The sequence below is a fragment of the Streptomyces sp. NBC_01571 genome, from assembly GCF_026339875.1.
Lineage (GTDB): Bacteria > Actinomycetota > Actinomycetes > Streptomycetales > Streptomycetaceae > Streptomyces.
The window spans coordinates 3,611,463-3,633,129 of sequence record NZ_JAPEPZ010000001.1 but is presented as its reverse complement, the minus strand read 5'-3'; the positions used below and the strand labels follow the sequence as shown (position 1 = coordinate 3,633,129).

Here is a 21,667-nt window from a genome sequence, read left to right as displayed (position 1 = left end):
CCGTTAAGGAAGTTGACCTTTCCTTCATGAAATCCCCCCGGTTTCCCCGGGATCCTTGCTCCCGGGGTCCATGGTGCCGTGGCCCACGGTGCCGGGGTCCTTGTCGCCGGAGATCGTCGTACCCGGGGCCGCCGGGGCCGCCGGGGCCGCCGGGGTGCTGCGGCCTCGTTGCAGCGCCGTCGCCGTGGCCGACTCCTGAAGAGTCCGCGTCCGCTCGTCCCGTTCCACCGCTTCGGGGTGGCGGGCCTTCCAGTACGGGTTGTCGTGCGGCAGGGCCGTGCCGACCCTTCCGTACATCCCGAAGAACATCAGCAGGACGCCCACCACGAAGCTGAACAGCACGTTCTGGATGTGGAAGGCGAGGAAGTTGAAGGTGGTGTCCAACAGCGCCAGGTTCAGGAAGCCGCTGAGGATGAACAGCACACCGAGGATCATGTTGACGGTGGAGGCGACGTTCCCGCCGATCATCATGCCCGCGAACAGGACGAGCCCGGCGCAGATCGACAGCACACTGAGCGTGCCGTTGGTGTTCAGCCCCACGACCGTGTCCCCGTGGGTGGTGAAGAAGCCGATGTTGTCGGTCAGGCCCAGGATGCCGAAGGCGAGCAGAAACAGGCCCATGAGGCCCGCGCCGATCCGGTAGAACGTGCTCAGCCGGTGATCGACGGGCAGATGCTCGTCGAGGACGAAGCGCTTTCCGGGTCCGGGACGAAGTACGTGCGTGGCCATATCCGCCTCCCTCTGCAGCTAGCGGAGGCCGTACGTACCCACCAGCATCCGCCCGCGAGGCCCGGACCGCCACCACAGGACCGCCGGCGGTGGTGAGGCAGGCCCGGAGCGGTGAGGCAGGCCCGGAGCGGTCAGGCCCCGGCTCCACGCTCCCCTCGGATCTGCGAGACGACCCGAGCCGCCACCCCCCGTACCGCCTCCGTCTCGGTCAGGAAGTGCCAGAAGTCGGGATGGCGACCCTCCAGCGTGGAGACGGCGCGGTCCAGGCGGGCCACGGCCTCGTCGAGGGGACGGGCGTGCCGCGGGTCCGGTGTGTTGCGGCCCGCCATGGCCAGCCGCTGGGCGTCGCGCAGGGCGAACCGGGTGCGGTCGATCTCCTGCTGCGGGTCCTTGGCGACGGCGTTCAGCCGCCGCAGCCGGTCGCCGGCCGCCGACACGGCCTCGTCGGTACCGTTCAGCAGTGCCCGCACGGTGGACAGCAGCGAGGTCGCGTCCGGCCAGCGCTGGGCGTCCCGCGCGGCCTGCGCCTCCTTCAGCTTGAGCTCGGCCTGCCGTACGTTCTCCGCGGCATGGTCCGGTACGTGCTGCAAGTCCTGCCAGCACGCGGCCGTGAACCGGCGCCGCAGCTCGCTCAGTACCGGCTCCACCTGCCCGGCACGGGTGGTCAGCGCCTCGGCGCGGGTGCGCAGCGACACCAGCCGGTGGTCGATCTCGGCGGCCCGCTCCGGCAGCCGCTCGGCCTCCGCGCGCACCGCCGCGGCCTCTCGCGACACCCGCTCGGCCCGTTCCAGCGTCTCGGGCACGCCGTGCTGCCCGGCCCCTTGGTTGAGCCTGGTCAGTTCGGGTCCGAGGGCGGCCAGGCGGGCGGCGAGATCGTCGGCCGTGAGCCCGGAGCCACGTACGTCGTCGAGCGCGTTCGAGGCGGCGAGCAGCGCCTGGCGGGCCCGTTCGACGGCCGGCGCGAGGCGGGCCAGCTGGGTCTCGGCGTTGCCGAGCAGTGGACCGAGCCCCTGCGCGTACCGGTCCAGCTCGCCCTTCACCCGGTTCAGCTCGTCCTTTGCGGCGGTCAGCTCGGCACGGGCGCGCGCGGCGACCGAGGCCTCCAGCTCGTCCCGGTCGAGATCGTGGGCGTCGACGGCCTCGATGTACTTCCGACTCGCCTCGTCGATGCGCTGCCCCAGCGCCTCGAAGTCGGAGACGGCGCGGCGGGCGGCGGGGGAGTCGTCGACAGCGGTGATCGTCTCGATCGAGATCCGCAGATCCCGCTGGGCGGTGTCCAGTTCGTAGAAGGCGGCCGCGGCGGCGTCCTTCGCGGCCTGCGCCTCGGCCCGCTGACTCTCGGAACGCCCGCCGAACCACCGGCGGGTGCCGCCGCCGGCGAACGCGGCGGGCAGGACGAGCGCGGCGAGCAGGGGGAGCGTCAGGAGAGCCAGCGCGTCACCGTACCCACGGGCGCGACGGGCCCGACGGGGACACGGCGAGGGCGCGCCTGACGACGACGGTGTGTGCGGCTCTGAAGATGTCGTCGCCGTCACATCCCTCTCCCGTGCTGTCATCCACCCTGTACCGGTGTCATTCTCCCACCGGTAGAGGACGAACACACGGGCCGAAAGGTTCGCAAGTTCGCACCGCGAGCTTGAACCGTCGGCTCACCTCGTCGGCTAGTCCCCTCGGCTAGTCCCCTCGGTTCGCACCGTAAGGTCTACCGCGGGCTACTTCGCGGTCCGCACGGTGATGCTCCCGTCGCCGGTGTGGGCGGAGATCCGGTGCGAGCCGGCCGGGTCCCGGGGCACGGACACATGCACCGAGCCGTCGTCGCTCCCGGTGCTCACCCGGTAGGCGTGGTGGGGCAGCTCGATGGTGAGCGAACCGTCGCCGCTGCGGGACTCCACCAGGTCCGGTACGACGCCGAGTCCGAGCCGTACGGAGCCGTCCTCGGTGCGGGCGCGCACCTGGCGCGAGTCCACGTCGAGCGCGCTGATCGAACCGTCGCCGCTGCGCAGGTCCAGGGGGCCGGAGGAGTCCGTCACGCGGACACTGCCGTCTGACGTGCGGATGTTCAGCGCCGCCGTGAATCCGTTCGCCCGTACGCTGCCGTCCCCGTCGACGACGTTCACGGCGACGCCGGACGGCACCACGATCCGGTGCTTGGCGCTGCAGTCGGCGATCATGCCCGAGCACTTCATCCGCAGGGTGAGCCGGTCGCCCTTCATCGCCCAGGTCACCCGGGGGTCGCCTCCGACGACGACGTGCCCCTGGAACCACCGGGTGACGTCGACCGTGTCCGTACGCGCGGAGTCGGCGACCACGAGCTCGAGCGCGGAGTCGTCCGAGTCCACGGTGAGCGTGCGCCCGTGCAGGGCGAAGGACCGGTGCTCCGGATGCCGGTCGTCCCCGGCGCCCGCGCCGCATGCCGCGAGCGTCGCGACGAGGGCCACGACGGCGCCGGTCGCGGCCACCGTCCGAGTGCGCGCTGTACGTGCCATGAAGATCCATCCCCCTGAGAAGAACGCGAGTGCGCCGGGCCCCTCGGGCACGTTCCTCCGACGCACTCCGACCGTACGGATCCGGGCCCCGGCGGGGGATCCGGGCGGCTGGCGGATCGGGGGTGGGGTTAACCCCCGCCCACCGGCCCTTCCGGCCGGATACGGGTTTGCGGGGCATGCCCCCGGGCAATGTAGGCTGTCGACTCGTCCTGGGCGCGTAGCTCAGTGGTAGAGCGCCGCCCTTACAAGGCGGATGTCGGCGGTTCGAAACCGTCCGCGCCCACCAGTCTCAGGACACGACTAAGGCCCAGGTCAACCGGTGCGAAGCCGGAGACCTGGGCCTTGATCTTTCTCGACGACTTTTCGCCGCCGTGCCACTCACGTGCCAGATGGGCCGCGCGGAGGCCGCTTCACCTTCTTGATCTGACCGCCCACGTAGTCCGCGATCTGGTGGTCGCGGCCGTTGACGAGGTGTTGATAGACCAGCGCGGCCCGCACCGACGAGTGGCCCATGCGGTGCATCAGTTCGCGGGTGGTGGCGCCGCCGGTCGCGGCGAGGGTGTTGCCGGTGTGCCGGAGATCGTGGAAGTGGACGTCACCGAGACCGGTCGTGGAGAGGGCGCGGAGCCAGATCCGCCGGAAGTTGTTCCGCCGGAGGACACCGCCGCGGGCCCCGACGAAGACGAGCCCGGTGCGGCCGGCTTCCGCATGCTCCGCGAGGTGGTGCGCCAAGTCGGGCACGAGAGAGGCCGGGAACGCCACGGTGCGGACGCCCGGCGCGCTCTTGGGTGCCTTGACCGTGAGGCCGTCGGTCCGGGTCTCGGAGTACGAGCGACGGACGGAGACGGTACGGGCCTCCAGGTCGATGTCCCGGCGCTGGAGCGCGGCCAGCTCACCGAAGCGGAGCGCGGCGAACGCGGCCAGGAGCACCAGGACGCGGCAGTGAGGCGGGACCGCGTCGGCGAGCCGGTACACCCCGGGGACAGAGAGGAACGGCCGCTCGGTGTGGGTGACCGTTCCCGCGCCCTTGACCCGGCACGGATTCCGTTCGATCAGCCCATCATCCACGGCCGTGTTCATGATGGCCCGGAGGACTTGGTACGCCTTGGAGACGGTGGCCGGCCCGACCCCGGCGTCGAGGAGGTCGGTACGCCAGCGCCGTACCTGCGGAGTGGTGATCTCCCGCAGGGGGACCGTGCGGAACGTCGGCAGGATGTGCCGGTTGAGCACGCCGGCGTTGCGCTCCCGCGTGGTGGCCGCGTAGTCGCGATCCTTGAACCACGACTGCGCGAAGTCACCGAACGCAATCTTGACGTCCGGGTTCGCCCAGTCGCCGTCGAGGATCTTGGCCTCTTGGTTGACGAGCCAGCGGTCTGCGTCGCGAAGGTCGCGTCAGCCGTGCGCATCAGACCGTCCGGGCCCCGGTAGCGGGCCTGGAAGCGGCCAGAGGGCCGCTTGCGCACGGACCCGAAGCGACGACGGCGCCCCTTGGAGTTCGCCATCACGCCACCGCCTTCAGGCGCGTGGCACGGACCGTGATCGGTTCCACGGTGTGCTCCGTGATGTAGGCGTCCACGGCACTCTCCGGGATGCGGACGTGACGGCCGACCTTCACGAAGGTGATGCGCCGCTCGGCTATCAGCCGTCGGGGGAAGCGCGCCGAGGTGCCGAGCAGTTCGGCCACCTGATCGACGCTGAGGTATCGGCCCTTCATGCTGCGGCTCCCTCCAGGGCGAGTTGGTCGCGTAGGGCTTCGCGGGCTGTTTCGCGGTTGTGTTGGAGGTCGCGGGCGATGGTGGCGGCGAGGGCGGATTCGCCGGGGGTGTGGCCGTGGCCGGCGTACTGCCAGTCGGCGAGGACGAGGACGGTGTCCGGCTCGCGCTCCTCCAGGCCGAGGGCTTGCCGTTCCTGTGCGGCGCGGAAGTCGGCGCGGGCCTGGCGGAGTTCGCCGAGGGTGGTGGAGTAGCGGCGGGACTTCGAGCTGAAGTGGCCGCGGAAGCCGAGCATGTGAGCCCACGCCCACAGTCGCCGTTCGGGGTAGAGCGGATCGAGCTGTTTGCAGGCTTCGATGAGGCGGCGGGTGTGGTCGGGGATCTGGTGGCGGTCGAGTTCGGCGAGTTCGCCGATCCGCTGGTCGAGGGTGCCGGTGTTCTCGGCGGCTCTGGTGGCGTACTTCGCGACGTAGGAGGCGACGGCCTGCTCGGTGATGTCGGAGCCGTCGCCGAATGCCTTCACGGGGCGGACGTCGAGCTGGGTGCCCCACCGGAAGGTGCGCGCTGGCTGGATGTCGGCGGCCGGGGCGGAGACCGAGGTGTAGGAGTGCGCGGCGGCGGCGTGGATGGGTTCAAATCCCGCCACCCCGACAGGTCAAGCACCAGGTCAAGCCTCAGCATCCTCACCCCTCCGGTCATTTAGGTCAGTATCTGACCTCCATGCCCCCTAGCGTCCTCCTTGCCCGGCACAAGACGAACCACGGAAGGCAGCGACCATGAGCGAGACCGTGACTGTCAACGAACTGGCCACCCACGACTCGGCCCATGAGCCCACCGCTACCGGCGAGCGCGCCGACTTGCTGGAGGCCCTGGCCAAGCATCGTCACTTCCTGCGATTCACCACCCGTGACCTCACCGACGAGCAGGCCGGGCGCCGGACCACCGCCAGCCAGCTGTGCTTGGGCGGCCTGATCAAACATGTCACTGCGGTCGAGCGAGCCTGGGCGCAGTTCATCCTGGACGGCCCGTCGGCGATGCCCGACTTCACCTCCATGACCGATGCCGACTGGGCCCGACGGGCCGACGAGTTCCGGATGCTGCCCGGCGAGACGCTGACCGGCGTGCTCGCCGACTACGCCGAGGTAGCCCGCCGAACAGACGAACTGATCGCCACCCTCCCCGACCTGGACGCCACACAACCGCTACCGAAGGCCCCGTGGTCCGAACCGGGCACGCGATGGTCGGCCCGCCGGGTACTGATGCACATCATCACCGAGACCGCCCAGCACGCCGGCCACGCCGACATCATCCGCGAGTCCCTGGACGGCGCCAAGACCATGGGTTAGCCAGCGCGCGGCAGGGCGTATCGCCCCCTACCTGGGGGCGATACGCCCTGTGACCCCGCAAACGCCTTTGCCTCACGATCCGCGGGTCAGGGACGTCAGCGAGCCAGCTGACATCGAGTCCTGACATCAACGGGCGCGAACGTCGGCGTATTAGTGCAGCTGAGGGCGCACCCACGAACGGCGGTACGAAGCCGCTATGCAGGCCTCGAAGGGCCGCCGGATCGAACTCCTAAAGCGGGTGTCGCGCACCCGTCCCTGGATCCGATGTCCAGCACCCGACGCGTATTGAACTCCTGCACGACACCAATGTGCGGATCCAGATCCCTGCGGTCGGAATCGAGCGGATCGTAGATCTCGGCCAGTCGCGGGTGTCTGTGCGGCCGAAGGTATGCGGAGGACGCGGAAGGGGTGCCCTCCCCAACAGCGGAAGTGCACCCCCAAGGACGGTCAGCGGTGGTCGTCGCGGTCGTGACCCCAGCGGCCGTCGTGGTCGTGACCCCAGCGGCCGTCACGGTCGCCGCGGTGGTGGCCCCAGCGGCCGTCGTGGTCGTGACCCCAGCGGCCGTCACGGTCGCCGCCCCTATGGTCGTGACCACGGTCGTGCGTGGCATGAGATACCACCGAAGGCGCGGCGGCGGCGCTGGCGCCAGTGGCGCCGCCTACCAGGATGGCGGCCGCGACGCCCAGCGCGGCGGCAAAACGGGAAACCCGCATTCCGTGCTCCTTTCACGGCAGGTGCCAAATGCGCCTGCCTGGGTCGGACATATTCATATTGACGTCCGCAATGCACCGTTGAGTCCGACTCGCCGTCAAAGACACCTCATGTAACGTAAAATCGTGATTCGGGAACCGGCGCTTGGCGTGTCGTCGTCACGCGCGCGCGTACGAGTGGCTCCCCCGTCCACCAGGGTCAACTTGCACCTCACGATCCCGCCGAGCTCGCGCTCCCCTACGGCCCACCTCTCCGCGAGTACCTCCACCAGAGGCAACCCCCGCCCCGACTCGTCCCGCAGCACCGGTCCGGCACATGCGGGTAGGCATCAGCGCCCGTGGACCATCCGTGGACATGCAGCCGTCGAGCACGCAGAAGCGGCCCTGTGACCAGCAGCGACGCCACAGGCCCAGAGGGCCTCCGGAGCAGTTGCCCGACCTGCACCCGGCATCCAGAGTGTCGCGGCGCGGACGTATTACAGCGACGAGGGGCGGGCCGTGGAGACTGCGGACATCGTGGTGCCCGCCGCTCACTACGAGATCGTCTACGAGATTTCGATCAACCGTCCATAGCGGCCTACCGGACCTGCGGAAGCAGATGCGCGGGTGTCGCGACTACCTTCAGCGTCGGATGTACCAACCGGCCACCAGCACGATGAGGATGGCAACGACGAAGGCCCACACGGTCGTTGCGCCGTGGTACGAGCGGTAGGCAATCAGAGCAAGCATGTTCAGGCGGATACCCCCGGGCGTACGGCTTCAGCCGACCCGCGTTGCCCGCCACTCTGTCGAATGCGTGTCGAAGGCGCCGCACGTCCGCAGTCGTCAGCCGAAGAACGTGAGGTCAGAGGGCGTGCGCCGGTGATCTCGCCAAGCGCCTTCTAAACGCTCGATCGTTCCGAACGTGCCACAGTCGTGCCACATCGTGCGGCCAACCACGGTCAACGACGGCTCGCCACAGTCGAGATGCACCGTTCACCTGGGCAGTGGCTACAGCCGGAGCGACCTGGGCACCCATGCTGCCGATCACGTCCGCCCTTACAAGGTGGCTGTCGGCGGTTCGAAACCGTCCGCGCCCACGAGGTTCGGGACGCGAGAGAGGCCCAGGTCAACCGGTGTGATTCCGGGACCTGGGCCTGATCTTTTTGGCTGCTGGGAGCCGTCGTGCCGGCTGGCCCGTAGGGAGTCCGCCTGGCCGACGCCGACCGGGCCGAGGTCCGTGGTGAGGAGACAGGCGTACTGGTGTCGTACCTGCGGCGCCGAACTCATTCGGCGCCGGGGCCGGCCCATGGGGCCGCAGCAAGCAACGGCCCGAGCGTAGAGATCTGCATACACAGCACTCCCGGTCAAAGAATGCCTCCGGCGGGGGCGCTCAGGCTCCGAGATGGAGGGGGCGCCGTTCGAGAGTGCCGGGCGAGCAGCGGCGTGCGCGGGGTGCTCCCATCCCGTCTGCCATCGCCCCAGGCAGAGTCGGGTAGTCGTGGCCCAGGGCGTCAAGGTCGTTCGTACAGTGGCGCGCTCCACCTGGACGCCATGAACCACGCCCGCTCCACGGTGTGTGGGTCGACGGCAGACGGGATGGGAGTTGGGGCGGGTCGCGCTTAAGGGAAGCAGTTGCCCAACAGGACGTCACTGAGGGCTGGTTGAGCGTGACTTTCTAGCGAGGGGGACTGTGGTCGGCGGTATGTCGGGTGCATGATGATCCAATGACTTCTTGGCTGAGCGCCCGGAGCACATGGTCGCTCGTACTGCTCCTGTGGGCGATCACGCTGACAGCTGCCCTGATCGGAATCGCGTTCGCCCGGGCCTTCCTTGAAGACCCCCCTCTAAGGCCCTTCACCTCTGAGCTCCCCATGACAGTAGGCGGCACTTTCTTCGTCACCGTCGTCACTGCCAGGCGGTTGCGTCGTAGACAACGGCAGCAGGACCGATGAGGTGGAGCCGGTTGCCGTACAGCAGCGAAGTACAGCAACCGGTACGACCGCAGCCGGCCATCACTGCACGTACGCGGCTTGCTGGGCAGCCCAGCAAGCCTCAGCGACCGTCGCGCCGTAGTTCGCATCGAGGAGCGCGACCGACAGGAACACATCACGATCTCGATCAGAAAGGTGATGCGTTCCAGGTCTGCACGGGCCCACTTCCGCAGAGGCCGCACAAAGGGCAGGGGAACCAGTCCAGGAGTTTCAGGTCTGACACCAGCGCCTGACACCAACAGGCGCGAACAGGGGCGGTCGACGCCGAACCTCAGCAGCCAGCAGGACGAGGCAGAGGACAGGTTGACCGACGTCGATGGTCCCCGTGATCGACCTGATAAGGATGAGGCCACAGGTCCAAACCCTGCGGTCGATCAGGGGCTCACCCGGGGAGGGCCTCTGGATTGCCTGGGACGCCACCGACCTTCGCATCAGCCCGGCCGCGTGTCAGACTGCCCTTCATGACTTGCAGCCGAAAGGTCCATGCCGCGTAGGCGCCCATCACGCCTGCGGGCGGACAACAGGCGCTTTGCTGCGCATCGCCGCTACTCGAAGCTCGGCCGGCTCTCTGGCCCGGCTCAGGCACAGATCATTCAGTTGGAGCGGACTCGTCTCCAACCCGGCCTGGTTAAGCAAGCTCTCACTCGGTGGAATGCCATCGCCCGTGCACCGTGGGATCAACTCCCTTCGCCGTTCGGAGATCGGTGCGGAGTTCCGGACTGTTGCCCGGAACCCGCGGACGAGCGAGATCTGCTGGAACTAGCGATCTGCGCTCTCCCCAGGAAGACCGCGCGGGAGCTCCGCAATATCGTGCAGCCTCTCGATATGAAGATCCTCGAACGTCCCGACGCTGTGCCGTACGGCAACCCACCTCATCGATGGTGGCAAGACGCCTTCTGATGACCGTGCCCCATCGTCAATCCGGTGCTGTACCGCAGCGAAGTACAGCAACCACCACGACCGCAACCGACCACTACCGGCCCCAGTCGTCCAATTGACGTGCTCGCCAGACCTGCGTCCTTCACGCCCATAGTTCGCATCGAGGGGGCCAGGCAACGGGAAGCACGGCGGCCCCGGACTTGTCTCCGGGGCCGTCGGGGCGCCGGTGCGGTGCGGTCGCCATATCCCGTCAGGGCAGGTCCGTCCTCGGGTCCACGGCCCAGTGGTTGGTCTTGAAGATCTGACCGGCGAAGGTCAGGTCGGTCTCGGAGACGAAGCGGAAACCGACCGAGCGGCAGATGCCGTTCGAGGCGGCGTTGTTCGTTGCTGGGAAGGCGTGCACGACTCCCCAGCGGTTCTCGTCCCGAGCCTGGTCCAGGAGAGCGCGCACGGCGCGCTTGCCCAGTCCTTGCCCTTGCAACTGGGGCAGAACCATCCAGCCGATCTCGGAGATCGGTCCGTCATCGGGGGTGTGGGACCAGAGGGCGACCGTCCCTGCCACCACCTCGGGGGTGGCAGGATTGGGAACGATCATTTTGAACCAGGCAAGGTCGGCAGCCGCCTGCTCTGCATCCCGGCATACCTTGGCCGCCATCCCCTCACGCGACTGGGGGCCGCCCAGGTCAGCCATCATGACGGGATCGCACCGCATCCGGACGTAGGCGTCGACATCGTCCGGCGATACGTTGCGCAACCTCACTGGCTTCTCCTCGCGTTCACCGAGGATCGTTGCACAGCATGAGGAAGCCAAGGCGCAGAGGCGCAAGATGCGCGAGAAGCGCTAACCCATCGGCACCACCGGCACGCCCGCTCCAGTCCAGGAGGCAGGCACAGGGAGCATGAGGTCAGAACCCCTCGTGGTTGGGCGGTCGGCTCCGCGAGTTCACCCGGCCACTTGGGCGCGAGCCTCGAAGATCATGGTCCCAACATCGTGCTACGGCGGGCAGGTTCACAGACTGTCCGGCGCGCCGGAAGACTCGGTGGTGCTCAGGTCGTCAAGCCCTCGATGGCCACGGGAAGATGGCGCGGACCGCGCAGCACCGCGTTGGCGCGGTACGGCGGCGGGTCCTCGAGCAGCCGGGAGAACTTGACCCGGCGGAAGAGTTCGGGCACGGCCAGATGGAGTTCTATGCGGGCGAGAGGGGCGCCGAAGCAGTAGTGGATGCCGGTGTAGAAGCCCAGGTGCTCGTTGTCCTTCCGGTCGGGATCGAATCGGTCGGGGTCCTCGAAGCGCCGGGGATCGCGGTTGGCCGCGGCCAGCATGAGCCAGACCGGCGAGCCTTTGGGGATCGTGGTGCCGGCGACGTCGATGTCGGCCAGGGCGGTGGTCCACGGGACGAACTGGACCGGAGGCTCGTACCGCAGCACTTCCTCGATGAGCGGGACGGCCAGGTCCGGGTCCTTCTGGAACCGTTCGAGGAGGTCGGGGTGGCGCAGCAGGGTGAGCGTCGTATTGGTGATCGCGTTGACGGTGGTCTCGTGGCCGGCGACCAGGAGCAGCACCGCGGTGGCCTCCAGGTCTGCCGGTGTCATCTCGGGAGCGAGCGCGCTGAGCATCCCGGGGCCGGGGTGGCGGCGTTTGGTCTCGATCAGATCGGACAGGTAGGCGCCCAGTTCCTGACGTGCCCGCTGTGCTTTTTCCGGGCCGCCGTCGTCGCCGGAGCGAGGGTCGAGTGACGAGGCCAGGGCATCAGCCCAGACGTGGAAGCGCGGTTCGTCCTCGCGCGGCACGCCGAGGACCTTGCAGATCGCGGTGACGGGGAGGGGGTAGGAGAAGTCCTCCACGATGTCGACCTGGTCCTTGCCCTCGAAGGCGTCGAGCAACTCGGTGACGACGTCGGCCAGTTCTTCGCGCAGGCCGTCGAGGAACCTGGGGCTGTGCGGCGGGCCGAACGGCCGGTTGATGGTGCCGCGCAGCCGGTCGTGCACGGGCGGGTCGGTGAAGATGAAGCTGGGCGGCAGGCCGGACTCCTCCGCCGGTTGACCGACGCGGGCGTAGCCGGGTAGACGGTTGTTCGTGTCGTTGCTCAGCCGCGGGTCGTTGGCCAGGCTCCGCACCTCGTAATAGGTGCTGACCAGATAGGTGCCGTCGTCCTCCCGCCTGACCGGTTGCTCGCGCAGCTCCGCGTAGAGCGGATAGGGGTCGGCCCGATTGGCGTAGTCGGTGATCTGGGCGGAGAGTGTGCCGGACGTCATGGTGACTCCTAAGGGCTCCGGGCGGTGCAGGGCCGGTGATCAGGCATGCGACGGAACGAACGTGACACGCCGCCCGTTCGGCGAGTGGCCCGTCAGTGTGATGGTGGGCCCGTGGGTGAGCAGATGGGGGTCGGGGAAGGCCGAGTCGATCGGCTGCAACATCTCGCCCCGGCGGTCGACCGAGCCGTACTCCGGCGGGAAGGGGACGCCCGACGCGATCTGTTGCTCGTAGAACCCCAGCCACTTGGCTCCGTCGAAGGACGCCGCGGCGATGACGCGGCCGCGGTAGCCGTACACCGCGACGAACCGCTCCTCGGCGAGTGTCCCCTGGGCGACGACCAACTGGTCGCCCAGCGAGGGAACGCCCACCGACTTGACGCTGACGCCGCACCGCAGGTCGACCCCGTGCTTGCGCTGCAGCCGGTCCGCGACCGCGCCGATCACTCCGCCGAGCGCACCCATCAGCGGTGCGGGGCCGCGTTCGGCGACCGTGACCTCAAGGCCCTGCTCCCGGCAGGCGGAGGCGACCTCGGAGCCCGTGAAACCGGCGCCGATCACCAACACCCGGGGCGCGCCCCCGGTCAGCTTCCGGTAGAGGCGGGCGGAGTCGTCGCGCGTGCGCAGCACGAACACCCCGTCCGGGGTGGCCTCTTCCGGGTGGATCCAAGGCCGCGCTCTGGTCCCGGTGGTGATCAGCAGGCGGTCGTAGGGGACGGTGTCGCCGTTCGTCAGGCGCACTTGCTTGGCATCCGGGTCCAGGCTCTCGGCGGCGACGCCCAGACGCCACTCGGCGTGGATGTCCCGCCGCCGCGGAAGCGCGGTGTCCTCGGGGCGTGCCCGTCCGAGCAGCACCTGCTTGGACAGCGGCGGCCGGTCGTAGGGCTCGTACGGTTCGTCGCCGATCATGGTCAGTGATCCGGTGAAGCCCTGCTCGCGCAAGGTCTCCGCCGCGCGCAGACCGGCCGGCGAGGCACCGACGACGATGCGGCCCTGACGCCGCAGGACCTCGACGTCCGTGTCAGCCGACATGGGGCTCCACCCGCTTCGTCGGCTCATCGGAGTAGTCGACGAGGATGGCCTGGACCGGGCAGGCGGCAGCGGCCTTCTCCACCCGGTCACGTTGGACCTCGTCGAAGCGAGGGGAGAACAGCAGCGCCTCTTCGCCGTGCAGGGCGAGGACGTCCGGAGCGAGGAAGACGCACTGCGCGAACCCCTGGCACCGGTTGAGATCGACGACAAGCCTCATGGGAACCCGGCTCCCTGCAGGGGCCGGGGTGGCCGAGCCCCGCGGCCGTCTGCGTTCGGTCCATGTGATCGGTAGGCATGCCTCACGTTCAGCTTCAGTCCTCCGTCCAGGTCTCGCAAGGCGAGGTGGTGCTGGGAGACCAGGCTTCGTGCGAGGCGGAGGGAAGCTCCTCGGGGCACTCCGATGTGAAACCAGGTCTCGGCTACCGACCGAGCTGGGCCGTCGGAGGCCCGTCCAGGAACTGCCGGCCGGCGGCCGTGGACGTCGCAGCGCAGCAGCGATGTGGAGCGACCCCGTCGATCAGCGCCAAACCGACACCCTTGGGGAAGACACTCGACGCGCTCCGCCTTCCCCCGAGGCCTCGTCCCTTACACTTTCGCCGTCACACAACGTGAGGAACGATGTGAGAAGCGTGATCGAAGCGCTGCGTACCCCGCGGCGCCCTTTTGTGCTCGGCGCGGTGCTGACGGTCGCGCTGGTGGCGCAGTCGGCTGCACTCGTCGCCCAGCAGATGCAACTCGACAGTCTGCAGACACAGCCCATCGACCTCCAGGAGCACCTCGAGCCCGGCCCCCCGGGGCCGTCCGGCCCGTCCGGCCCTCCCGGTGCGGACGGCGCCGTCGGCCCGCCGGGCAAGGACGGGACGGACGGCCAGGACGGGCAGGACGGGCGGGACGGGCATGACGGGAAGGACGGGACGGACGGCAAGGATGCTGTCGTCCCGCCGGAGCCGAGCGATTCATCGCCAAGCCCTTGAAGTTGCCCGCCTCTTCGGGCGGGACGGGCTCGATCGCAGTGTGGACAGCCCCTCCGACGAACTGCACCGGTGCGAGCTGTCGGCCGGAGGGGTCGGCCGGCCTGAGCTCCGGCGCGTCGTGGTCGCGCCCTGAGCAGGTGAATGTGGTTCCACGTGCTCGCCGGGTCTCGCCGGTGCCAAGCGTCAGTGCCTCGGTGCAAGTGACCGGCGGACTCGGCGTGTTCGAGGCCGCCCGGGGTCGGACACTCGACGCGGTCTCCCCGAGGCCTCGTTCTTTACACTTTCGTCGTCACACAGCGTGAGGGATAACGTGAGAAGCGTAAACGAGGAGTGGCGCGGCCCCCGGCGCCGCCTTGTGCTCAGCGCGGTGCTGACCGTCGCGGTCGTCGCGCAGACGGCTGTGCTCGTCGCCCACCAACAGCAGATCGACGAACTCCGAGGGCGACGCATCGACCTCCAGGGGAACGGCATCATGCGCGGCCCCTCGGGGTCGCCCGGCCCCTCGGGTCCCTCGGGGCCGGCCGGCCCCACCGGCCCGACGGGCAGACCGGGGCGGGACGGGGAGGACGGTCATCGCGGCAGGTGGGGCCATAACGGAAGGAGAGGCGAGGACGGCAAGAGAGGGCAAGTCATCGGGGGGTCGTGGCGGGATGAGACCGACCAGTGAATATTCAGTCCTTGCCCGACCTGCCGGGGACCCCGCGGTCGCGGACGGCGAGATCCGAGAGCCGACGAACCCAGCGCCGACGCGCGTGCTCACCGGACCGGTGACCCGTCGGGTGCTCCGTACCGGGAACAAGTCGCTGAGGGCGATCGTCATGTGCGCTTCCGGGACGGTGCAGCGACCGAACTCGCCCGGTGACGCCTTCCGGTGACCCCTGACACCGCCGAGGAGACCGCGGGCGACCGCAGCTTCCCGAGCTGCGAGTTCGAATGTCAGCGCCGGTGCTAAGGGCTGTCCCGCAATCCCCGGTGGATCAGCGCGCGGCGTCGGATGCGGTGCATCGCAAGGCGGAGGGTCGTCCTCATACTGGGTGTGTTCGGGCGATCCGCCAAGGCGGCGAGGTGCCGTGGCTGTCGTCGTGCGCCCGCCGGGGATCACGGGACAGCCCTTAGCTTCCGCCCCCCAAGGGAATCCGGAAGGGGACGGGGGCTGGTGGGGGCTTCGGGGTGGGACTACTACGTGCCGTACCAGGAAGACCTGAACGCTGCGCTGCAGCAGCTGCGGCGTGAGGTGTTCGAGGCAGGGGACTACTACTGGGTCAACGGGGGCGACTGGCGGCCGGAGGAGGAGCGAGAGCCTCGCCCGCGATCGCTCGAGGAGCTGTGGGATGACGAGTTGGTGCAGGAGGCCGGCACGCACTCGATCCTGGACATCTTCCGCGTCGTGGGGCCTGACGACACCCCGGACTACAACACCGTGGAACCCGTGACGGCCGAGGAAGCGCGCGAGCTGCTGGGGACGGACAGGCTGACCCGGGCGCACGTCGAGGACTTCGACGTGTTCCCCCGGTCCCGATGGATCGGACGATGCGCGGTGCTGCACGACGCCGAGGGCAACCCCCAGGAGATCCATTTCTGGGGCCACTCAGGCGATTGAATCACCGCCCCGGCGAACGGTCGGCTCGGCCGACATCCATAGCGGCGTCCTGGGGCCGCCCGTGCGAGGGCCGCTAGAAGGTGCCGTTGGCGAGGATCTCGCCCGCCTTGTCGTAGACGGTGACGAGGCCGTTGTCCGACTCGTAGCAGGAGCTGAACGCGGAGGCGATGAGCTTGCCCTCGCCCTGGTGCGGGCCGGTGAGGCCGCCGCCGAAGTCGGTGAACACCTCAGGGGTGTCCAGGATGTTGCTCCGCTTGTCGGCCCCGGTCACCCTTGTGATGTGCCGGACGGCCGCCTTCTCGGCGGCGGTGCCGTTCTTGTCCGCACAGGACTTGAAATCGGCCGCCTGCGAGCCGGGTCCGGTGTCCCCGGCCCCGGAGCCGTCGCGTGAGTCGTTGTGCGCCTCGTCCTTCACCCCGCTGTGGACGGAGGAGGAGTTCGAGGCGCCGATGTCCCCGTCGCCGCCCCCGTCCGGGCCGCCGCCTCCGGTCGCCCCGGCGATCCCGACGATGACGGCGAGGCCGAGGACGCCGAGGCCGCCGAACGCCATGGCCCGGCCCACGCCGCGCTTCGCGGGCGGCTCCGGCGCGGGCGTGCCGTAGTCCGGGACCTGTGGCGGTCCGCCCCGTCCGGGCTGCTGTTGCTGCCACGGGTACTGGTGGTCGCTCATGAACTCCCCTTGAGTGGTTTGTACCGTTTTGGTCTACGACGGGGAGGGGGAGGGGTGAGGTTGTCCCTGTCCGCAGGGTTTCACCCGATGGGGGGAGAGCCGTCCTGTGCCGCCCCGGGCTCGGGGGGCGCGCCGCTTCGTCCTCGGACGGGCGGTCACGTGTTGGCTCACGGGGAGAGTTGCGGCGGACCTGACGGCCGGCGCGCCGTACGACGAATGCCGCATCGTATGCCGGTCACGGCGGTCACGGCGGTCACGGCGGCTACGGCGGCTACGGCGGCTACGACGGTCACGGCAGCCGCGACAGCCGAGGTGGCTACGACGGCCACGGTGGCTAAGACGGGTTCGCCGCCGGCGCCCCGTGGGCGTGCTTCAGCCTCGCGCGGGCGTCGACCGTCTCCGGGGGCGCGACCTCCGACCAGAAGCGGTGGCAGGTCACGAACACGGCGAGCTCGCGCTCACGCTGCCTGAGCTTCTCCACCTCGGCCTGTTCGTCCTCGGTCCAGCCGGGGGACGCGGGGCGTTCCACCTGGCGCCAGCCCCTGTCGTCGCTGAAGCCGTCCAGGGGTTCCACCGACCAGGGGAGCCGCTTGAGCAGGGCCAGGAGCTCCGCCCGGACCTGGTGCAACTCCTCCTGGCCTGCCAGGAGGTCACTCGGGAAGTCATAGGTCGCAGCCACGCGGCAATGGTACGCCTGTTCGATTTTGGGGTGCGAGTTCCTTCCGGGAGTTCACACGAACGGTTGTGACCGGGCGCTTCAGCAGGCCCGGCCCGGCCCGTGCTCGGCTGCTGGCCGAGCGGCGCGGAGTGCTGGCGTCACCCAAGGCGGGCCGACGCTCGATGCGCCCTCGCGCCCTCTCCGGCCGACGGAAGCGCACAGCGCAGTTGACCAGTCAAGACTGTCCAGTTTGAACTGGCCAGTTCAAACTGGACAGTCTTGACTGATGGATTTAGTGTGGCGGCATGGACGACAGCGCCGAGGGCATCTCCGAGTCCGCCGCTCGCGCGGCGCAGGATCTGCGGGTGGCGTTCAACCGGCTGCGGCGGCGGATCCGGGAGGTCTCCGAGCGGCAGGACCTCACCCCCTCACAGGTCTCCGCACTCACTCTGGTGAGCAAGAGCGGTGCCGCCACGGCGAGCGCGCTGGCCGCCACCGAGGGCGTCCGGCCGCAGTCCATGGCCGCCACCCTCGCCGTGCTCGACCAGCAGGGGCTGATCGCCCGCAACCCGGACCCGGGGGACGGCCGCCGACAGCTCGTCACGCTGACCGACGCGGGCCGCGAACGCGTCGAGGGCACCCGGCAGGCCCGCGGGGAATGGCTGGCCAAGGCCCTCCAGGACCGCTGCACGGAGGCCGAACGGCAGAGCGTCATCGAGGCGATGGCCGTACTGGACCGGCTCACCCGCCCGTGATACCCGCCCCCCGCACACGGTCCCGGCGGATTCCCGGCCCCCAGTGCCGCCGCCCGGCGTCATGGTCGCCCCCGCCGACGCCGCCTACGCGGACGGCGCCGCCTCCTTCACCGACGCCGCCTTCTTCGCGGACCGCGCCGACACCGGCGGTCCGCGCCGACACCGGCGGTCCGCGCCGACACCGGCGGTCCGCGCCGACACCGGCGGTCCGCGCCGACACCGGCGGTCCGCGCCGACACCGGCGGTCCGCGCCGACACCGGCGGTCCGCGCCGACACCGGCGGTCCGCGCCGACACCGGCGGTCCGTGCCGGCCGGTTCCCCTCCTTCCTGCCCGACGGAGCCGTACCGCTCCCGGCGGCGCCCCTCCCGGACCGATCCCTCCGTACACGCACCGGCACACCCCTCCGAAAGGCCTGACCATGGCAGTCACCACGCTCGACCCGCACACCGCCCTCGTCGTCATCGACCTGCAGCACGGCATCGTCGGGAACCCGGGCCTCGCCCCTCACACCGCCGCCGAGGTCGTGGAGCGGTCGGTGCTGCTCGCCGACGCCTTCCGCGAGCAGGGCCTCCCGGTCGTCCTCGTACGGGTCACCGCCGCCGCCGACGGAGCGGACGCCGTACCCGGCCGCAACGAAGGGCCGAACCGCGCCCGCAGCTTCCCGGAGGGCTGGGACGTCATCGTCGACGAACTGGCCGGACACCCCGAGGACATCACCGTCACCAAGCGGAACTGGGGCGCCTTCTACGGCACCGACCTCGACCTGCAGCTGCGCCGCCGCGGGATCACCCAGATCGTGCTGACCGGCATCGCCACCAGCATCGGCGTCGAGTCCAGCGCCCGCGCCGCCCACGAGCACGGCTACCACGTGACCCTGGCCACCGACGCCATGACCGACCTGGACGGCGAGACCCACCGCAACAGCGTCGAGCGGATCTTCCCCCGCCTCGGCGAGACCGGCACGACCGCCGAGATCGTGGAGCTGTTGGCCAAGACCCGCGCGTGACCCGCGCCCCGCGTCAGCGGGGACGCACGTCCTCCAGCTCCCGCACGAGCCGCTCCGCGACCGGCACGGGCACCCCGTGCCGGGCCGCGGCCCGAAGCAACGCGCCGCCGATCGCGTCCAGTTCGAGCGGACGGCCCGCCTCGGCGTCACGCTGCATGGAGGACTTCGTACCCGGCGGGAAGGCGTCGTAGCGAGCGAGGGCCGCGGCCGGGTCGGCGGGGGCCCCGCTCGCCCGGCTGACGGCGGCCGTCTCGGCCACCAGAGCCGTCAACTCCGTTCGGTGCAGCGTACGGACGTCGCCCAGCGGCACTCCGTAACGCGTCGTCAGCAGCGCGAACGGGGCGAGGAACGACATCTTCGCCCACAGCACCGCCGCCTCGTCGGCCTGGACGCGGACGGCCGGTCCGGCCGCCGTGAGGACCCCGGCGAGGGCGTCGAGCCGCTCGCGCGCCACGGTGTCACCGGTCAGGTCGATCTCCGCGAAGGGGCTGCCGTGCTCGATCACCCCGGGGGCGGTCCGGGTCGACTCGACACGGATGACGGCGGGGGCCACCCGGTCCGGTCCGTAGCGGGCGCGCAGGGCCGCGGGGTGTTCGACGCCGTTCAGGAAGGGCACGAGCAGACCGTCGCCGAGCGCCCCCGCAGGTACCCGGTCGAGTGCCGCGTCGAGCGCCGTGTGCTTGACCGCGATCAGACAGGCGTCGACCGGTTCGCGCAGCTCGGTGTCCGCCTCGACACGCGCCGTGAACTCCCCGAACCGTCCGCTGTGGACCCGGATGCCGTCCGCGCGCAGCACCCGCGCCGTGGCGTCCCCGGCCAGGCAGATCACCCGGTGCCCGGCCCGCGCCACCAGCGCGGCGAGCAGCCCGCCGACGCCGCCGGGGCCCAGTACCGCCACCGTGAACCGCTCGTCGCGTACGTTCCTCGTCATGTCCGTTCGATCCTCTCGTCGGTCGGCCCCGGAAACGGTGGCCGCCTGGACGTGGATCATGCCAGCCGCGCCGTCCGGTGCTACAGCCGCACCGACGCCCCCGGCTCCAACAGGTGCAGCCGGTCGCCGAGTCCGGCCTCCGCGAAGGCCTTCGTCAGCGTGGCGCCGTCCTCCGTGAAGTGGCCCCAGTGCTCGAAGTGCAGGGGGACGACGTGCCGGGCGCCCAGGATCACGGCGGCCCGCGCGGCCTCCTCGCTGGTCAGGGTCAGCGGGGCGTCCGGTACGAGCGGGGTGCGCGCCGCACCCGCGAAGAGGACGGCCACGTCGAACGGGCCCTCCCGCCGGGCGATCTCGCGGACCACGTCCAGCGACGCGTTGTCACCGCTGACGTACACCTTGGGCAGTCCCTCGCCGGACAGCACGAACCCGGTCACCTCGCCCACGACCGGCTCGGAGCCCTCGGGGCCGTGCAGCGCGGGTACGGCGGTCACCCGGAGCGCGCCGCCGCCGTCGGGGCGCGGCAGCTCGACGTTCTCCCAGGCGGGCAGGGCCCGTACGGGAGCGCCGATGCGGTCGTACGCCGATGCCGTGGACAGGGTGAGGGGCGCGCCGGAGACGTACGTCCGTCCGGCGGAGTCGAGGTTGTCCGGGTGCTGGTCGTGCGAGAGCAGTACGGCGTCGACGGCGCCGATCTCCGCGGCCGCCACCGCCGGTCCCGCGGTCTTCACCAGCTTGCGCGCGCCGATGGCGTATTCGCCGGGGGCGTCGAAGGTCGGGTCGGTGAGCAGCCGGACACCACCGAGCTCGACCACGGCCGTGGGCCCGCCGACGTAGGTGATCTGCACAGGGGTCATGTTCTGCACAAGGGGCCGGAACGAGATCGTATTCCCGTACCCGTACCCGTACCCGCACCTGTACCCGCACCCGCACGTGTACTCGTACCCGTACCGCGTGCGACGACCGGAGCCCGTGGCGGCGTCGTCCGCGCGAGAATGGACGTATGTGCCGCAGCATCAAGACTCTCCGCCCGCCCGTACTCCCCGAAGAGGCCACCGAGGAGGACATCCGCGCCGCCGCCCTCCAGTACGTTCGCAAGGTCTCCGGGTTCCGGGCTCCGGCCGCCCACAACCGCGAGGTCTTCGAGCGGGCGGTCGAGGCGGTCGCGGCCGCCACGGCCGAGCTGCTGGGCGGCCTGGAGGTGCGCGGGGTCACCCAGCGCGCCGGATGATCCGACCCGGCGGCGGAACGGTCCCGCAAGGCGCTCCGTGAGGCACGGCGTGCGTCAGGCGCCGGTGCCCGACTCCTGGGGTATGGGCCGGCGCATCAGGTAGGCCGCGCCCGCGCCGGCGCCGAACAGCGCCGCGAACGAGACCCCCGTGGCCAGCCAGGTCGCGCCCAGCCACTGCCCGCCGAAGTAGCCGAGGGCCACGCTGTACGCGGCCCAGGCCAGGCCGGCGAGTATGGACCAGGGCAGGAACTCGCGGACGCGGCGGTGGGCGGCGCCGGCGCCGAGCGAGACGACCGAGCGGCCGGCGGGCGCGAAGCGGGCGAGGACGACCAGCGCGCCGCCCGCGCCTCCGCCGCGCGCGAGCACCGCGCCGAGACGTTCCTGCGCGCTGGAGAGGCGGCGGGAGCGGGCGATGGCACGGGCCAGGCGTTCGCCGCCGCGCCAGGCCAGCCGGTACGCCACCAGGTCGCCGAGGACCGAGGCGGTGGCCGCGGAGAGGGTGAGCGCCAGGATGTCGGGCACCGCGTGCGGAACGGCTCCGGTGGAGCCCGCCGCCGCGGCGGTGGCCGCCGTGATGACCAGGACGCCGCTGGGCAGCACCGGCAGGAAGACGTCCAGCAGGACCGAGACGGCCACCGCCGCGTAGATCCATGGGCTGCCCGTAAGCGACCCCATACTCTCCAGCACCGAAAACTCCCCTGTACTCCCCCGAGGGCACGACC

General features: G+C 70.4%; 22 protein-coding genes, 1 tRNA gene and 3 pseudogenes. 9 read left to right on the top strand and 17 right to left on the bottom strand.

Features of this window, described 5'->3' with window-relative positions:
* Positions 1-24: 24 nt before the first annotated feature.
* The 3 genes from OHB41_RS16395 to OHB41_RS16385 form a co-directional block, all read right to left on the bottom strand.
* A complete protein-coding gene (locus OHB41_RS16395; RefSeq protein WP_266698937.1) occupies positions 25-729 on the bottom strand; it encodes a DUF4383 domain-containing protein in 705 nt (234 codons plus the stop codon).
* Between the two features lie 131 nt (positions 730-860).
* Positions 861-2,285 carry a hypothetical protein gene (locus OHB41_RS16390; protein ID WP_266698936.1) on the bottom strand — a complete coding sequence of 475 codons (1,425 nt, stop codon included), beginning with the start codon at positions 2,283-2,285 and terminating at the stop codon, positions 861-863.
* 156 nt (positions 2,286-2,441) lie between these two features.
* Positions 2,442-3,215 carry a DUF4097 family beta strand repeat-containing protein gene (locus OHB41_RS16385; RefSeq protein ID WP_266698934.1) on the bottom strand — a complete coding sequence of 258 codons (774 nt, stop codon included), beginning with the start codon at positions 3,213-3,215 and terminating at the stop codon, positions 2,442-2,444.
* Between the two features lie 211 nt (positions 3,216-3,426).
* On the opposite strand from OHB41_RS16385, the gene OHB41_RS16380 reads away from it, so the two are divergent.
* Positions 3,427-3,501: transfer RNA gene (locus tag OHB41_RS16380), tRNA-Val, on the top strand.
* 92 nt (positions 3,502-3,593) lie between these two features.
* On the opposite strand, the gene OHB41_RS16375 is transcribed toward OHB41_RS16380, so the two are convergent.
* From OHB41_RS16375 to repSA, 4 genes and pseudogenes are all read right to left on the bottom strand, one after another.
* Positions 3,594-4,523 (bottom strand): tyrosine-type recombinase/integrase, encoded by a 930-nt coding sequence (locus tag OHB41_RS16375; RefSeq protein ID WP_323138453.1) that lies wholly within the window; start codon positions 4,521-4,523, stop codon positions 3,594-3,596.
* Positions 4,524-4,633: 110 nt separating this feature from the next.
* Positions 4,634-4,717 (bottom strand): annotated as a pseudogene (locus OHB41_RS52630) (hypothetical protein); the annotation flags it as partial.
* A complete protein-coding gene (locus OHB41_RS16370; protein WP_266698933.1) occupies positions 4,717-4,929 on the bottom strand; it encodes a helix-turn-helix domain-containing protein in 213 nt (70 codons plus the stop codon). The pseudogene OHB41_RS52630 and the gene OHB41_RS16370, both read right to left, overlap by 1 nt.
* Positions 4,926-5,561: pseudogene (repSA, locus tag OHB41_RS16365) on the bottom strand (replication initiator protein RepSA); the annotation flags it as partial. The gene OHB41_RS16370 and the pseudogene repSA, both read right to left, overlap by 4 nt.
* A 142-nt stretch (positions 5,562-5,703) precedes the next feature.
* On the opposite strand from repSA, the gene OHB41_RS16360 reads away from it, so the two are divergent.
* Positions 5,704-6,273 carry a DinB family protein gene (locus tag OHB41_RS16360; protein ID WP_266698932.1) on the top strand — a complete coding sequence of 190 codons (570 nt, stop codon included), beginning with the start codon at positions 5,704-5,706 and terminating at the stop codon, positions 6,271-6,273.
* 447 nt (positions 6,274-6,720) lie between these two features.
* Here OHB41_RS16360 and OHB41_RS16350 read toward each other — a convergent pair whose 3' ends face one another.
* A complete protein-coding gene (locus tag OHB41_RS16350) occupies positions 6,721-6,987 on the bottom strand; it encodes a hypothetical protein (RefSeq protein ID WP_266706572.1) in 267 nt (88 codons plus the stop codon).
* A 417-nt stretch (positions 6,988-7,404) separates the two neighbouring features.
* On the opposite strand from OHB41_RS16350, the pseudogene OHB41_RS16345 reads away from it, so the two are divergent.
* A pseudogene (locus OHB41_RS16345) lies at positions 7,405-7,557 on the top strand (GntR family transcriptional regulator); the annotation flags it as partial.
* Between the two features lie 2,529 nt (positions 7,558-10,086).
* On the opposite strand, the gene OHB41_RS16340 reads toward OHB41_RS16345, so the two are convergent.
* From OHB41_RS16340 to OHB41_RS16325, 4 genes are all read right to left on the bottom strand, one after another.
* Complete coding sequence (locus OHB41_RS16340; RefSeq protein ID WP_266698931.1) at positions 10,087-10,596, bottom strand: GNAT family N-acetyltransferase; 510 nt, start codon at positions 10,594-10,596, stop codon at positions 10,087-10,089.
* Positions 10,597-10,883: 287 nt separating this feature from the next.
* The gene (locus tag OHB41_RS16335) at positions 10,884-12,092 is read right to left on the bottom strand and encodes a cytochrome P450 (protein ID WP_266698929.1); all 1,209 of its coding nucleotides are present in this window, start codon (positions 12,090-12,092) and stop codon (positions 10,884-10,886) included.
* A gap of 39 nt (positions 12,093-12,131) precedes the next feature.
* Positions 12,132-13,121, bottom strand: a complete 990-nt coding sequence (locus OHB41_RS16330) for an FAD-dependent oxidoreductase (RefSeq protein ID WP_266698927.1) — start codon at positions 13,119-13,121, stop codon at positions 12,132-12,134.
* Complete coding sequence (locus OHB41_RS16325) at positions 13,111-13,338, bottom strand: ferredoxin (RefSeq protein WP_266698926.1); 228 nt, start codon at positions 13,336-13,338, stop codon at positions 13,111-13,113. The genes OHB41_RS16330 and OHB41_RS16325 overlap by 11 nt, the downstream gene beginning before the upstream one ends.
* A 412-nt stretch (positions 13,339-13,750) precedes the next feature.
* Here OHB41_RS16325 and OHB41_RS16320 point away from each other — a divergent pair, with 412 nt between their 5' ends.
* Both OHB41_RS16320 and OHB41_RS16315 read left to right on the top strand, forming a co-directional pair.
* Positions 13,751-14,095: a hypothetical protein gene (locus OHB41_RS16320; protein ID WP_266698924.1), complete on the top strand. Its 345-nt coding sequence runs from the start codon at positions 13,751-13,753 to the stop codon at positions 14,093-14,095.
* A 1,156-nt stretch (positions 14,096-15,251) separates the two neighbouring features.
* Positions 15,252-15,695, top strand: coding sequence for a hypothetical protein (locus OHB41_RS16315; RefSeq protein ID WP_266698923.1), 444 nt, complete (start codon positions 15,252-15,254; stop codon positions 15,693-15,695).
* Positions 15,696-15,768: 73 nt separating this feature from the next.
* Here the strand turns inward: OHB41_RS16315 and OHB41_RS16310 are convergent, their stop codons facing one another.
* Together OHB41_RS16310 and OHB41_RS16305 are read right to left on the bottom strand one after the other, a co-directional pair.
* Positions 15,769-16,365, bottom strand: a complete 597-nt coding sequence (locus OHB41_RS16310; RefSeq protein ID WP_266698922.1) for a hypothetical protein — start codon at positions 16,363-16,365, stop codon at positions 15,769-15,771.
* A gap of 334 nt (positions 16,366-16,699) precedes the next feature.
* On the bottom strand, positions 16,700-17,044 hold the full coding sequence (locus tag OHB41_RS16305; RefSeq protein ID WP_266698920.1) for a DUF8825 domain-containing protein: 345 nt from the start codon (positions 17,042-17,044) through the stop codon (positions 16,700-16,702).
* 284 nt (positions 17,045-17,328) lie between these two features.
* Here OHB41_RS16305 and OHB41_RS16300 point away from each other — a divergent pair, with 284 nt between their 5' ends.
* From OHB41_RS16300 to OHB41_RS16290, 3 genes are all read left to right on the top strand, one after another.
* Positions 17,329-17,778 (top strand): MarR family winged helix-turn-helix transcriptional regulator, encoded by a 450-nt coding sequence (locus OHB41_RS16300; RefSeq protein ID WP_168527913.1) that lies wholly within the window; start codon positions 17,329-17,331, stop codon positions 17,776-17,778.
* 61 nt (positions 17,779-17,839) lie between these two features.
* On the top strand, positions 17,840-18,196 hold the full coding sequence (locus tag OHB41_RS16295; RefSeq protein WP_266698919.1) for a hypothetical protein: 357 nt from the start codon (positions 17,840-17,842) through the stop codon (positions 18,194-18,196).
* 2 nt (positions 18,197-18,198) lie between these two features.
* Positions 18,199-18,786, top strand: a complete 588-nt coding sequence (locus OHB41_RS16290; RefSeq protein WP_266698918.1) for a hydrolase — start codon at positions 18,199-18,201, stop codon at positions 18,784-18,786.
* A 13-nt stretch (positions 18,787-18,799) separates the two neighbouring features.
* Here OHB41_RS16290 and OHB41_RS16285 read toward each other — a convergent pair whose 3' ends face one another.
* Positions 18,800-19,717 (bottom strand): ketopantoate reductase family protein, encoded by a 918-nt coding sequence (locus OHB41_RS16285; protein WP_266698916.1) that lies wholly within the window; start codon positions 19,715-19,717, stop codon positions 18,800-18,802.
* An 80-nt stretch (positions 19,718-19,797) separates the two neighbouring features.
* Positions 19,798-20,571, bottom strand: coding sequence for an MBL fold metallo-hydrolase (locus OHB41_RS16280; RefSeq protein WP_266698915.1), 774 nt, complete (start codon positions 20,569-20,571; stop codon positions 19,798-19,800).
* 146 nt (positions 20,572-20,717) lie between these two features.
* Here OHB41_RS16280 and OHB41_RS16275 point away from each other — a divergent pair, with 146 nt between their 5' ends.
* Positions 20,718-20,945 carry a DUF2277 domain-containing protein gene (locus OHB41_RS16275; protein ID WP_266698914.1) on the top strand — a complete coding sequence of 76 codons (228 nt, stop codon included), beginning with the start codon at positions 20,718-20,720 and terminating at the stop codon, positions 20,943-20,945.
* Between the two features lie 54 nt (positions 20,946-20,999).
* On the opposite strand, the gene OHB41_RS16270 is transcribed toward OHB41_RS16275, so the two are convergent.
* The gene (locus OHB41_RS16270; RefSeq protein WP_266698913.1) at positions 21,000-21,632 is read right to left on the bottom strand and encodes a DedA family protein; all 633 of its coding nucleotides are present in this window, start codon (positions 21,630-21,632) and stop codon (positions 21,000-21,002) included.
* Positions 21,633-21,667: the final 35 nt, after the last annotated feature.